This window comes from Burkholderia sp. MR1-5-21 (assembly GCF_053427715.1).
Window position 1 is genome coordinate 268831 of the sequence record NZ_JBSAXD010000005.1, and the last position, 12890, is coordinate 281720.

Annotated in this window: 10 protein-coding genes; 2 read left to right on the forward strand and 8 right to left on the reverse strand. The window is 68.3% G+C overall.

Annotation, left to right across the window (positions count from 1 at the left end; all coding sequences use genetic code 11):
• Positions 1–46: 46 nt before the first annotated feature.
• On the reverse strand, positions 47–1243 hold the full coding sequence (gene senA / locus ACV229_RS09730) for a selenoneine synthase SenA (RefSeq protein WP_448082902.1): 1197 nt from the start codon (positions 1241–1243) through the stop codon (positions 47–49).
• Between senA and senB the strand changes: the two genes are divergently transcribed.
• On the forward strand, positions 1242–2237 hold the full coding sequence (senB, locus tag ACV229_RS09735) for a selenoneine biosynthesis selenosugar synthase SenB (RefSeq protein WP_448082903.1): 996 nt from the start codon (positions 1242–1244) through the stop codon (positions 2235–2237). The genes senA and senB overlap by 2 nt on opposite strands.
• Before the next feature lie 129 nt (positions 2238–2366).
• Positions 2367–3902, forward strand: a complete 1536-nt coding sequence (locus tag ACV229_RS09740; protein WP_448083011.1) for an MFS transporter — start codon at positions 2367–2369, stop codon at positions 3900–3902.
• A gap of 29 nt (positions 3903–3931) precedes the next feature.
• Here ACV229_RS09740 and ACV229_RS09745 read toward each other — a convergent pair whose 3' ends face one another.
• The 7 genes from ACV229_RS09745 to dapA all read right to left on the reverse strand — a co-directional run bounded on the left by ACV229_RS09745 (position 3932) and on the right by dapA (position 12846).
• On the reverse strand, positions 3932–4624 hold the full coding sequence (locus tag ACV229_RS09745) for an SDR family NAD(P)-dependent oxidoreductase (RefSeq protein ID WP_448083012.1): 693 nt from the start codon (positions 4622–4624) through the stop codon (positions 3932–3934).
• A gap of 33 nt (positions 4625–4657) precedes the next feature.
• On the reverse strand, positions 4658–5446 hold the full coding sequence (locus ACV229_RS09750; protein WP_448082904.1) for a DeoR/GlpR family DNA-binding transcription regulator: 789 nt from the start codon (positions 5444–5446) through the stop codon (positions 4658–4660).
• A gap of 132 nt (positions 5447–5578) precedes the next feature.
• Complete coding sequence (locus tag ACV229_RS09755; RefSeq protein ID WP_448083013.1) at positions 5579–6754, reverse strand: sialidase family protein; 1176 nt, start codon at positions 6752–6754, stop codon at positions 5579–5581.
• Positions 6755–6845: 91 nt separating this feature from the next.
• The gene (locus ACV229_RS09760; RefSeq protein ID WP_448082905.1) at positions 6846–8270 is read right to left on the reverse strand and encodes a sodium:solute symporter family protein; all 1425 of its coding nucleotides are present in this window, start codon (positions 8268–8270) and stop codon (positions 6846–6848) included.
• 96 nt (positions 8271–8366) lie between these two features.
• On the reverse strand, positions 8367–10733 hold the full coding sequence (gene pdxA, locus ACV229_RS09765) for a 4-hydroxythreonine-4-phosphate dehydrogenase PdxA (protein ID WP_448082906.1): 2367 nt from the start codon (positions 10731–10733) through the stop codon (positions 8367–8369).
• On the reverse strand, positions 10730–11899 hold the full coding sequence (locus ACV229_RS09770) for an iron-containing alcohol dehydrogenase (protein WP_448082907.1): 1170 nt from the start codon (positions 11897–11899) through the stop codon (positions 10730–10732). Before ACV229_RS09770 ends, pdxA begins: the two co-directional genes overlap by 4 nt.
• Before the next feature lie 59 nt (positions 11900–11958).
• Entirely contained in the window at positions 11959–12846 is an 888-nt protein-coding gene (dapA, locus tag ACV229_RS09775) for a 4-hydroxy-tetrahydrodipicolinate synthase (protein WP_448082908.1), read from the reverse strand.
• Between the last annotated feature and the right edge of the window lie 44 nt (positions 12847–12890).

Genomic DNA, 12890 nt, shown 5'->3' on the forward strand with positions numbered 1-12890 from the left:
ACGTCCGGGCGCCGCGCGTCGCGATAGCGTGCATCACGCATTGCGATCATTCACAGCAGCGGAACCCGACGAACAGGTCGTTGCGGTGCGGCAGGTAGAAATTCCTATAGCGAGGATGCTGCATGCGATCGCGCGTGACGAACGATCCGCCGCGTACCGACCGATGCGTGTGGAACCACGGCGCCGAATATTCCAGATACGGATCGACCGAAAACCCCGCATAAGGCGCGAACGGATCGGCCGTCCATTCCCATACCGATCCGCCCCAATCGATCAGGCCCTGCGTCGCCGCGTACTCCCATTCCGCTTCCGTCGGCAAGCGCTTGCCGGCCCAGCGGCAATAGGCCTGCGCCTCGTACGCGTTGACGTGGCACACGGGCCGCTCGAGCGGCAGCGGCGCCCACTGGCCGAACCAGCGCCATTCCCATTGACCCGGCACGCCGTCCGCGACACGCCAGCGCGCCGGATGCGCGAGCGCGCTCTGCTGCAGCCACGCGAGGCCGGCATCGGACCACCACTGCCGGTTGCGATAGCCGCCGTCCGCGACGAATTCCGCGAACGCCGCATGGCTGACGCACGCAGCGTCGATCCGGAACGGCGCGACCCGGACCTGGTGCGCCCACTTCTCGTTGTCGAACACGAATCCGTCGCCCGCGGGCGAACCCATCGTGAAGGTATCGCCCCCTGCCTGCGCCAACCCGGCGTCCGCCCGGACGGCCGGCATTGCGGCCGGAACGTGCAACGGATAGTCGAGCGTCTGGCGCATGTAGGTCAGCGCCTCGGCATGCATGTCCTCGTGGAACAGCGCGAGACGGAAGAAATACAGCGCTTCGTCAGTGTCGTCCGACGCGTCGAGCGCGGCGAGCACGCGTTCGACCACGTCGCCGACGTACGCGCGCACCGCGTCGGGCGGCGGCATCGGCAGATGCCAGCGCGCCTGGTGAGCCACGCGCATCGAGTCGAACAGCGAATCGGCATCCGCCAGTATCGACGGCAATGTGGCGACGAGGCGGCCGCTTGCGTCGGCGCGCGGATCCCGCAGCACCCAATGCTCGGTGAACCACGCGACATGCGCGTACTCCCACAACGGCGGATTGATCCCCGGATCGTAGCGAACCTGCCACCGGGACGGCGACAGGTCGTCGATAATGGCCCACGTCCGTTGGTGCGACTCGGAAAACGCCGCACGCAGCGCAAACTTGCCTATCCTTCTTGCTGCAACCCCTTCAGCCCCGATCGTCATGTGTCCTCCGAAGGCCAACGTCGCGATTATCAGCCCGGCACTGCGCAAAGCCAACAACGGCAATTGGCAGACCGCTCATCGCTGGGCGCAATTCCTTCAGAAGGATTACGACGTCACGGTGGCCGCCGAATGGACGGCGGAAAGCCACGATGGCGCGCGGCCAGCATGCCTGATCGCGCTGCACGCGCGGCGCTCCGCCGATTCCATCGCCCGGTTCGCCGGTGCGTGCCCGGGACGCCCGCTGATCCTGGTGCTGACCGGAACCGACCTGTACCGCGACATCCGCAGCGATGCATCCGCTCAACGCTCCCTCGATCTCGCGACTCACCTCGTCGTGCTGCAGGATGAAGGGCCTCTCGAACTGTCGGCCGTGGATCGCGCCAAGTGCCGGGTGATCTACCAGTCCGCCCCGGCGTGGCACGCGGCAGCGGCGCCCGAGGACGCATTCGACGTCGTGCTGGTCGGGCACATGCGCGCGGAGAAAGATCCGCTGACGCCGATGCGGGCCCTGTCGCTGCTTCCCGACGATTCACGCGTACGCCTGATCCATATCGGCAGCGCGCTCGACGACGTCTATCTGCAAGCCGCGCAGGCACTGCAGGCGCAAACGTGGCCGGCCGTGCAGCGCTATGTGTGGCTGCGGAACCTGTCGCATGCCGACACGCGGCGACGCATCGCGCGGGCCCAGGCGATGGTCATATCAAGCGTGATGGAAGGCGGCGCCAACGTGATCATCGAGGCCGTCACAAGCGGTGTGCCGGTGCTGGCCAGCCGCATCCCCGGCAACGTCGGCATGCTGGGCCGCGACTACGCCGGCTATTTCCCGGTGGGCGCCGCCGCACAGCTCGCGCAACTGCTGGAGCGCGCGAGCCGCGATGCCGGATTCCTCGTTCATTTGCAGGAGCAATGCGCGCAACGGGCGCCGCTCTTTGCGCCGGCACGCGAGCGCGCGGCCGTGATCGAGCTGGTTGCCGGCGCGTTGCAGCTGGTGTGAGTCACCCAGACAACGATTGCACGGCAAGCGCCGTCCCGCTATCGTGACAGTCTTTGACCGCATCACCCGGCATCTCCTCCCGTGAGCCCTTCCCGCCCCCCTCTGTCGTTCCGCGACGCACTGCTCGCGATGCTTGGCATCGGCCTCGTCAACATGCTGGTCGCACTCGACCAGACCGTCGTCAGCACGGCGCTGCCGTCGATCGTCGCCGAATTGCACGGGTTCGAATATTACGCATGGATTGCCGGCGCCTATCTGCTGGCATCGGTCGTCACCGTGCCGGTGTTCGGCCGGCTCGGCGACTTCTTCGGACGCAAGCGCTTCGTCGTCGCGGCCGTGATCGTGTTCACCGCGGCGTCCGTGCTGTGCGCGATGGCGACCGGCATGCGCATGCTCGCCATCGCCCGCGCGCTGCAGGGCGTCGGCGGCGGAATGATGGTCGGCACCGCGTTCGCGTCCATTCCGGACCTGTTTCCGGATCCGCGCGCACGCGTGCGATGGCAAGTCGTGATGGCGGCCGCCTACGGGATCGGCACCGCGGCCGGACCGTCGCTCGGCGGCTGGCTCAGCCAGCACTTCGGCTGGCGCTCGACCTTCCTCGTCAACCTGCCCGTCGGCGCGCTTGCGCTCTATTTCATCTGGGGGCACCTGCCGGATTACCGGCGTCCGCATGTGGACAAGGTGCGCATCGACTGGACCGGCGCCGTGCTCGTCGCGCTGCTGCTCGGCGGCGTTCAGACGCTGATCGAGGCGTTGCCCGGCAGCGGGTTGACGGCCGGCAACCTGATGCTCGCGTGCGCGGTCGCGCTGTGCCTCGCGGCATTGCTGATCTGCGAGCGCCGCGCGACCCACCCGATCGTGCCGCTCGGACTGTTTCGCGACCCGCAACTCGTGACGCTCTTTGCGCTGTCGACGCTGTCCGGCTTCGTGATGTTCTCGCTGATCTTCTTCGCGCCGTTGCTGCTGCAGGGCGGTTTCGGCCTGTCTCCCGAAACGGCCGGGCTGCTCGCGACGCCGATCGCGGCCTGCATCGCGATCGGCAGCGTGATCAACACGCGCATCGTGATTCACCTGCCGCGTCCGACCGCGATCCTCACGGTCGGATTCGGACTGCTGACCGCCGCGTCGGCCGTGCTCGCGTTCACCGTGCCGTCCACGCCGCGCGTCGTGCTCGAGATCGCGATGTCCGCGATCGGCATCGGGCTCGGCTTCATCCTGAACAACCTGAATGTGTTCGCACAGGAAATCGCCGGCCGCGAGCGCTTCGGCATCACGACCGCGCTGCTGCAATCGACGCGCATGGTCGGCGGCATGCTCGGCACGAGCGTGCTCGCCGCGATCGTCAACCATCGCTATTCCGCCGGCGTCGCCGATGCGCTCAGCGCGCTCGGCCCCGGGGCCGCGGCGCACTGGCTGCCGCATCTCGCCGATCCGCGCGTGCTGGTCGACTCGTCGCTGCGCGACACGCTGCTGGGCGGCATGCGCACGGCGGGCATCGACGGCGCCGCGCTTCTCGAGACGACACGCCGCGTGCTCGTGCAGTCGATCCACATCGGCATCGCGCTGTCGGGATGCGCGGCACTGTGCGCCGCGTTGCTCGTGCGGCGCATCGCCCATATCCGGTTCCAGCGTGCGGCGCAGCCGTCGAAGAGCGCCGCGGCCTGAGCGCGGGGCGACTGTTTCGCCGTCGCGCGCTATGCCTGCGCGAGCGAACTCCCGCCGCAGACCATGATCTGCTGCCCGGTGATCGCGCCCGCGTCCGGGCCGATCAGGAACGAGACGAGCGCGGCGATCTCCTCGGCCCGGATGTATCGGCCGATAGGCGGCAACACCGGGGCGCTGGACGCGCGTGCGGGATCCTTCAGCATCGGTGTTTCGGTCGCGGCCGGCGACACGACGTTGACCGTGATGCCGCGCGGCGCCAGTTCGATGGCCCACGATCGCGCCATGCCGACGATGGCGGCTTTCGCGGCCGCATACTGGCTTCGGCCCGCCGCCCCGCCCGACGTGCGGCTACCGACGAGCACGATGCGTCCGCCGTCGCGCATCGCCGGCGCCACCGCGTCGGCCAGCGCGGATGCCGCGCCGACGTGAATCCGCCACATCGCCTCGCCGCTTGCGGCATCGAGCTCGCCGAGCCGCGCCGTCTTCATGAAGCCGGCCGCATGCACGAGCCCGTCGACGGCGCCCAGTTCTCTTGCGAGCGGGCCGATCGCATCCAGATCGGCGAGGTCGGCCCGCACATGGCGAAACCGCGCGTGGGTCAGATCGGGCACGCTGCGGCTCAGGCCGATGACCGCGTACCCGTCGTCCAGCAATCGTGCTGCAATCGCGCGCCCGATGCCTGAACTCGCCCCCGTCACGATGATCTGTCTGGTCACGTCCATTTCCATTGCAATCATGTGGGGCGGTTCGATTCGCTATTGCCCGGCCGCAAGCGCCCCTGTGGCTGCAACCGATTCGATCTTCACGCCTGCGACATTGTCGAATGCGTGCAGCCCGTCGTGCGGCGCCGCCGCATCGGTGATCAGCGTCCACGTTTTTTCGATCGGCGCCCAATGCTGCTGGCTGTCCCGGTTCAGCTTGTCCGACGTCACGAGCACGAACACCTCCGCGGCCTGACGCATCACGCACTCCTTCAGGTACGCCTGCTCGGCCGTCGCTTCGCACAGCCCGCGCCCCGGCACCACGCCGTCCGCGCCGAGAAACGCCTTGTCGAAGCTGATCCGGGTCAGCGCGAGCTGCGCGATCGAGCCCAGCGTGCTCATGCTCGACTCGCGCACCTCGCCGCCGAGCAGCGTCAGCGGCACGCTGGTCCCGGCCAGGATCTGGACGGCGAGCAGGTTGTTCGTCACGACGCGCACGTCCTGGCGGGTCGACAGCGCCCGCGCGAGCGCCGCCGTCGTCGTGCCGCCGTCGAGGAACACCGTATCGCCGGCGGCGATGTGCTGCGCGGCCGCGCGGCCGATCGCGTCCTTCTCCGCCTGGAAGCTGTGGCTGCGCTGCTCGAGCGACTCCTCCGGCGCGTGCGCGCTCACGGACGCCGCGCCGCCGTATGTCCGCAGGATCAGGCCTTCGTCGGCGAGCGCGCGCAGATCGCGGCGCACGGTGGCCTCTGACATCCCGAAGTGGTCGCACAATGCGGCGACTTCGGTCATTCCGGACAGGACGGCCTGCAGCATGGCCTCCCGGCGGCGAGCAACTTTCATGGTCTGATCGGGAAAAGGTTGGATACACCGCCCGCCGGTGTCGCCGGCAGACGTGCGCATGCGGTTGCGCCGACGTAGTGTATCCATTTTTCCTGCCCACCCCGACCCGGCACCTGCCGCCGGCCGGCGCCGTCAGGCCGCCTGCGCGGCGGCCCCCTCGCCGGCCGATACCCAGTCTTCCGTCACGCTCACGTACTTGATGCGCTGTCGAAAGTACGTGTACGCGATGTGCAGCCTGCCGTCCGCCGACTGCACGATCGATGGATACGAGAACTCGCGGTTCAGCCTGTCCGTCGAGTTGTTCGTCATGCAGTAGCCGTCGCCGGTCTCGAGGTTGCGCATCAGCGGCCACGTGCGGGCGCCGTCGAGCGAGACGGCGAGCGTCATCGGCGCGCGCGGCGCGCCCCAGAACGCGGTGCCGCGCGCCGACGCCGCCTGCGTGACGAGCGTGCCGCTGTCTTCCGAATCCTCGATGTCGTCGTACAGCGACGCGCGGCGCGCGGTGCTCTGCGCGGCGCTGCTGTGGTTGAACACGAGGCCGAGATGGCCGTTCGCGAGCGCGACGAACTGGATCGACGAATTGTTGTTCGGCAGGTCGAGCGGCTGCGGTTCGCTCCACGCGCAGCCGTCGGTCGAGCGGCTGATGTACACGTGATCGGCCCAGCGGCTGCGGAACAGCGCGACGAGCGTGCCGTCCGCGAGCGGCTGGATGTTCATGTGGACGCACCCGACGCTCGCCGGCACATCGTGTTCGGTCCAGCTCGCGCCGCGATCGGTCGAGCGCATCACGACGCTGACGTCGTCGTTGCCCGACCAGCGTTCGCCCGGCTTCACGCGGCATAGGAACGCGGGGCACAGCCACGCGCCGTCCTGCGCGACGACGATCGGCTGGCGCACGAAGGTGCCCGGCCGGTCGAACAGCGTGTCGACCGGCCCCCACGTCTGGCCATTGTCGCTCGAGACGCGGCGCCGCACGATCGCCGTGTTCTGGTGCCCGGACAACTGGGCCGTGTAGATCAGCCACAGCTTCCCGTCCGGCGCGGCGAACAGCACGGGGTTCTGCTCGGAACGCGCCGGATCGTCAGACAGCCGCACCGGGTCGCTCCACGTCGTGCTGCCCGCAGCGAGCCGCGACAGGTAGATCGAGATGTCCGGAACGCCTTCCTGCGTACCGCCGAACCACGCGCACAGCAGGTCGCCGTTCGCGAGCGCGATCAGGTTGGCTGCATGGTTCTGCGCGGTCGACGCCGGCAGGTAGGCGTCGGTTCGCGCATCGTCGCCGGCCGGATGGTGCAGACGGCCCGGCATCGTCGTGGCCGGCTCGGGCAAGGTGGAAGCACTCGTCATCGTTGAATTTCCATTGCATTCAGTTATTGCGTGATTGGCCGGTCGGCCCGCATTACAGGTCGTTGTGCACGACGCGCCCGTGGTCGACATGCCCCGAGCGGTGGTGCGGCGGCGGAAGCAGCAGCTTCTCGACGATCATCACGATGGCCGGCACCGCGAGCGACACGTACATGTTGTCGATGCCGTACGGGTTGCCGAGCAGATACCAGACGGAAGTCGCGAGCGTCGCGATGACCAGCGCGGAGATCGCGCCGCGGCTGCTGTTGAAGAACGGCAGGTAGATCCCCATCAGTGCGACGACGGTCACCGTCAGGCGCAGCGCGCGCGTGAAGAACGACAGCGCGAGGATCTGCGGCACGAACAGCACGAAGATCAGCGGCAGGAACCCGACGACGAGCGAGATGAGCCGCGTCGTGCGCAGTTCGCGCTCCGGCGTCGGCCGATACCGCGGCACGTAGAAGTCCTTCACGATCAGCGAGGCGATCGCGAGCGCGACCGTGCTGACGCTGACGAAGATCGACGCGACGAGCGACACCGTGACGATGCCGGACAGCAGCGGATGCATGTGCTGCAGGAAGACCGGCAGCGCATAGAGGCTCTTGATGTGCGGAAACAGATACCTGGCCGCGACACCCAGCAGGCCGAGCGCCACGGCGAGCGGCACGCACAGCACGCTCGCGATGAGCGTCGAATTGCGCGCGTCGTTCGCGGATTTCGCGCCGCAGATCGCCTGGATGATGAATTGCGTCGAAAAAATCGCGCCGGCCGTGCCGATGACCCATGCGCCGATCGTGCCGCCGCTCAGGAGACCGTTCCAGGTGAAGTAATGCTGCGGCATCGCATGCACCATCGGCGCGATGCCGCCCGTCATCGACAGCGCGACCCACACGAGAATCCCGATGCCGAGCAGCTTGACCGCGCTGTGCACGATCGTCACGTACGCGACGCTCTTCAGGCCGCCGTACGCGAAGTAGATCGTGCTGACGATCGCGGTGATGAGCGCCGCCGTCGGCAGGTTGACGCGCAGCACGGTCGAGATCGCGGCCGCGCCGCTCACGTAGTTGCCCACGTTCACGACGAACAGCGCGTAGATCATCACGGCCGACACCGCGAGTTTCGCGTTTTGGCCGTATTTCTGCGCGATGAATCCGGAGATGGTGAACTCGCCCGACCGGTACAGGCGCCTCGCCATGAACAGGCCGAACAGCAGGAACCCGATCGACGCGGCGAGCACCGACCACGACGCGGCGATGCCCACGTTGAACGCCTCCTGGGACGTGCCGATCGTCGATTTCGCGCCGATGAATTCGGACATCAGCAGCACCGCGATCACGATCGCGGGCGTCGAGCGCCCGGCCACCATGAACTGCTCCGGCGTCTTGCTGCGCAGACGAATGCTGAGCCATGCCGTGACCGCGATATACGCGCACACCATCGCGACGATGATGCCCGTGTCCCATGCCGTGAACTGATTCATCGATGTCTCCATGTTGTTGATGCTCCGGGCGCGCTCGTCGGGCGGCGCGCCCTGGATCGGCAGGCTGCGTCCCGGGCAGCCTGCGGCCGGCGTCTGCTATGCGGCCTGCACCGCGCGGCGGGTCGCGAGGTCCTGCGCCTGCTTCAGCGCCTCGAGCATGCTGCGTTCGTCCGCGATGCCCGTGCCGGCGATGTCGAATGCGGTGCCGTGATCGACGGACGTGCGGATCACCGGAAGACCAACGGTGACGTTGACGCCGGCTTCGAGCCCCATCACCTTGACCGGGCCGTGGCCCTGGTCGTGGTACATCGCGACGACCACGTCGAAATCCCCGCGCCCCGCGCGGAAGAACAGCGTGTCGGCAGGCAGCGGCCCCTCGACGTCCCAGCCGCGCTCGCGCAGCACCTCGACCGCCGGAATGATCTTTTCTTCTTCCTCGCCGTAGCCGAACAGCCCGTTCTCGCCCGCATGCGGGTTGATCCCGCATACGCCGATCCGCGGCGACTCGATCCCGGCGCGCACGAGCGTCTCGTGCGCGCGTTCGATCGTGCGCTGGACGAGCCCCGGCTCGATGCGGCGAATCGCGTCGAGCAGGCCGATATGGGTGGTCACGTGAATCACGCGCAGCTTCGGCGCGACGAGCATCATCGATACTTCGGGAATGCCGGTCAGATGCGCGAGCATCTCCGTGTGCCCCGGGAAGATGTGCCCGCCCGCATGCAGCGCTTCCTTGTTCAGCGGCGCCGTGCAGATCGCGTCGAGCTCGCCCGCCGACGTCAGTTCGACCGTGCGCGCGATGTATTGATAGGCCGCGTCGCCGGCGACAGGCGACAGCTTGCCGTACGGCAGGTCTTCGGGAATCAGGCCGAGGTCGATGCAGTCGACTTCGCCGTAGCGGAAGCGCGCGTCGGCAGGCGCCCCGATCGGGCGCACCGTCAGCGACACGCCGGTTCGCCGGGCCGCATCGACGAGGCGCTTCGCGTCGCCGATGACGAGCGGCCGGCAACCGTCGTAGACCGACCGGTGCGCGAGGCTCTTCATGATGATTTCAGGCCCCACGCCGGCGGCATCGCCCATCGTGATTCCGATTACCGGACGATATGTCATGTTTTCCTCTCCGCTGGATTGACGCGGTGCATGCGCATCCGCTTGCTGCATGGCGACGAGCCGTTGCCATGCGCGATAAAGCGTGTCGGGCCGGCCGAAGCCGCCCGCCTTGGTGACGACCGGCAACGTGCGGCCGGCATGGTCGGCGGCCAGCAGCGGCACGCCGGTTTCGATCTCGGCGACGACCTTCAGCGCGCCGACGCCCATCGCCGACAGCAGCGCGCGCGCCGTCTCGCCGCCGGTTGCGATCAATCCGGCTGCGTGGCCGGCAGCCGGCGCCAGATGGTCGGCGAGCCGGCGCGCGACGAGCACGCTGTCGTCGGCCGGCACGCGTTCGGCCTGGCCGAGCGCGACGATCGCGTGACGGCCGCGCATCAGCGCGCCCGACACGCGCGCCGCGAGCGTCAGCGCGGCGGAACTGACCGGATCGAGCAAGTCGCGCGCATCGACGTCGAACGTGTCGATCGAATCCGCCGCGCTCGCTGCGCGCAGTTCGGCGACCTGTCGATGCGACACGCTCGACATGCTGCCGACCACGATCAGCACGCCGCGCGGGTGCGATGTGCCGAACTCGGGCAGCACGCGCGCGGTTGCATCGCGCCCGGCATCGGACTGCACGTCGGGCTGAACGTCGGGCTGAACGTCGGGCTGACTGAGACCGGCGATGACCGCGACGAGCGGCGCGGCGAACCCGGCCGAGCCGACCCAGAACACGCCGTCGAGCACCGACGATGCAGCAGCGAGGTTCGCCAGATCGTCGTCGGTTTCGCCATCGCATACGACCGCCTGGCAATGCGCTGCGCGGCACGCGGCAAGCTGCTTGCGCAGCAGCTCGACACCGCGTCGCACGCCCGCCACGTCGACATGCGCGACACGCAGGCCCGCATCCGACAGCATCGCGACGAGATCGGCCTTGCCTGCGATGTGCTCGTTGCGCCACACCTCGGTTTGCTCGACCGGCTCGCCATTGACGAACTGCCGCCCGGCCACGGTCGTCCTGCCGGCCGCGGGAAACGCGGGCGCGACGATCGCCATGCCCGCTTGCGTCAGCGCGGCGATCTCGGCCGCGACGTTGCCGCGCAGCGTCGAATCGATCTTCTTGTACAGCTTGCGGCCGTCCCCGTACCGGCGCCACGCGTCCAGGTTCAGGCGGGCCGCGCTGTCGGCCGCGTGCCGCCGCGTGTCGGTATCGATCGCGAGCACGTCGACGGCGGGCGCCGCCGCGTCGACCTGCGGACCCAAGCCGACGGCGCTGTCGAGACCGTAGTGCGTGCAGGTCACCGCGCAATCGGCCGTTCCCGACAGGTCGTCGCCGAGGATCAGCAGCCGCGCGGGGCCGTTCGGGTGGGTGGTCATGGCAGCAAGCGGCGATAGATCGTCTTGATGTCGTCGACGCTCAGCGGCTTCGGGTTGTTGCCGAGCAGCCGCTTCACCTTCGACGCGGCGACGGCGAGCGCGTCGACGTGTTCGTCCGCCACGCCGAACGCGCGCAGATCCTGCGGAATCGCCATCGCGGCCGTCCATTCCCGGATCCGTTCGAGCAGCTTGTTGGCCGCCGCTTCGTCGCTGTCGTCGTGCCGCGCGATATCGAGCGCGTGCGCGACGTTCGCGAGGCGGCCGACGATCGCGTCCAGGTTGAATGCCATCACGTGCGGCAGCAGCATCGAATTGGCGACGCCGTGCGTGATGTTGAACATGCCGCCGAGCGGGTACGCGAGCGCGTGCACGGCCGCCGTGCCCGCGGCCGTCAACGCGAGACCGCCGTACATCGAGCCGACGAGCATCGCCTCGCGCGCCTTCAGCGAGCGGCCGTTCTCGTAGGCTTCGAGAAGGTTCGCGCCGATCAGCCGCATCGACTCCATCGCGAACATGTCGCTGATCGGGTTCGCCTTCGTCGAGATGTACGATTCGATCGCATGGATGAATGCATCCATGCCGGTCGCGGCCGTGATCGGCTTCGGCAGGTCGAGCGTCAGCGTCGCGTCGAGGATCACGAGTTGCGGCAGCAGGTGGCGGCTCACGATGCCGACCTTCAGTTCCTCGTCGGGCAGCGTGACGATCGCGTTCGGCGTGACTTCGGAACCCGTGCCGGACGTCGTCGGCACCAGGACCAGCGGCACGCCCGGTGCCGCGATCAGATCGATGCCGAGCCATTCGCGCAGCGGCTGCCGGTTGGTCAGGCGCACCGCGAACAGTTTCGCGGCATCGAGCACGCTGCCGCCGCCGATCGACAGCACCGCGTCCGGCGCGAACGGTTCGATCTGCTCGCGAAACACGGTTTCGACGTTCTCGATCGTCGGCTCGGGCTGCACGTCGCGCACGATCAGCGTTTCGATATCCCGGCCGGCCAGCGCCGACACGACACGCGCGGCGATGCCGCTCGCCTCGATGAACGGCTGCGTGATGAACGCGATGCGGCGCACCGGGCGGTCGAGCAGCGCGAGCTTGTCGGGCAGCTGGTCGAGGCTGCCGGGGCCGTGCACGATGTGCTTGACGGTCTGGAAGTGATACACGGGATGCATGTCGGGGTTCTCTGTGTCGGTCGATTGCGCGAACGGTGCGGGGCGTCTGCGGGGATGCGTCAGGACACGCGCGGATAGATCGCGAGCGCCTTCACCAGGCGTTCGCGGGCGGCGGCGTCGAGCGCCTGCGCGGGTGCCCGCGCGGGCCCGGCGGGCATGCCGAGGAGGTCGGCCGCCTCTTTCAGCACGACGGGCAACGTGCCGAGCGCGAACGCGTCGCGCAGCGGGCGAAGCGATTCCTGCGCGCGCCGCGCGGCCGCGATCTCGCCGGCCTGGAAGTTGTTCCAGATCGACATCACGACACTCGGCACCGCATTCGTCGTCGCGGCAACCGCACCGTCGCCACCGGCGATCAGCGTCCAGAGGATCATCGAGTCGGTGCCGGTGAACACCGCGAAATCGTCGCGGCGCAGGTTGATCAGCTGCAGCAGACGGTCGAAATCGCCGCCGCTGTCCTTGATCCCGCGAATGTTCGGGATCTCCGCGAGACGGCGCACCGTGTCGACGTTCAGCGTCACGCCGGCTTTTGCGGGAATCGTGTACAGCATCACCGGCAGTGGCGTGGCGCGCGCGATCCGCTCGTAGTGCGTGAACAGTTCCTGCTGCGTCGCGCCGTTGAAGTAAGGCGTGATGACCGACACCGCGTCGACGCCGACGTCCTGCATCCTGCCGTTCAGCGCGATCACATCGCGCGTCGCATACGCGCCGGTTCCGGCGACCACGGGCACGCGGCCGCGCGCCTGGTCGACCGCGATGCGCGCGACACGCACTTTCTCTTCGTCGGAAAGCGCGATGAACTCGCCGTTCGTGCCGAGCACGAACAGGCCGTGAACGCCCGCATCGATCAGGCGATCGACGAGCGTTCGCAGGCCTGCCTCGTCGATTTCCTCATCGCGCGTCATCGGCGTGATGAGTGCCGGCACGATGCCCTTGAACGTGATTGCCATCCTCGAACTCCAGTGTGTTGCCGGGCCGATGCGAATCGCCGGCC

Excerpts from the sequence above, each read along its gene's own strand:
- senB (WP_448082903.1), top strand. The coding sequence starts at position 1,242 with ATGTGTCCTCCGAAGGCCAACGTCGCGATTATCAGCCCGGCACTGCGC.
- senA (WP_448082902.1), bottom strand. The coding sequence starts at position 1,243 with ATGACGATCGGGGCTGAAGGGGTTGCAGCAAGAAGGATAGGCAAGTTT.
- ACV229_RS09740 (WP_448083011.1), top strand. The coding sequence starts at position 2,367 with ATGCTTGGCATCGGCCTCGTCAACATGCTGGTCGCACTCGACCAGACC.
- ACV229_RS09745 (WP_448083012.1), bottom strand. The coding sequence starts at position 4,624 with ATGGACGTGACCAGACAGATCATCGTGACGGGGGCGAGTTCAGGCATC.
- ACV229_RS09750 (WP_448082904.1), bottom strand. The coding sequence starts at position 5,446 with ATGAAAGTTGCTCGCCGCCGGGAGGCCATGCTGCAGGCCGTCCTGTCC.
- ACV229_RS09755 (WP_448083013.1), bottom strand. The coding sequence starts at position 6,754 with ATGCCGGGCCGTCTGCACCATCCGGCCGGCGACGATGCGCGAACCGAC.
- ACV229_RS09760 (WP_448082905.1), bottom strand. The coding sequence starts at position 8,270 with ATGAATCAGTTCACGGCATGGGACACGGGCATCATCGTCGCGATGGTG.
- pdxA (WP_448082906.1), bottom strand. The coding sequence starts at position 10,733 with ATGACCACCCACCCGAACGGCCCCGCGCGGCTGCTGATCCTCGGCGAC.
- ACV229_RS09770 (WP_448082907.1), bottom strand. The coding sequence starts at position 11,899 with ATGCATCCCGTGTATCACTTCCAGACCGTCAAGCACATCGTGCACGGC.
- dapA (WP_448082908.1), bottom strand. The coding sequence starts at position 12,846 with ATGGCAATCACGTTCAAGGGCATCGTGCCGGCACTCATCACGCCGATG.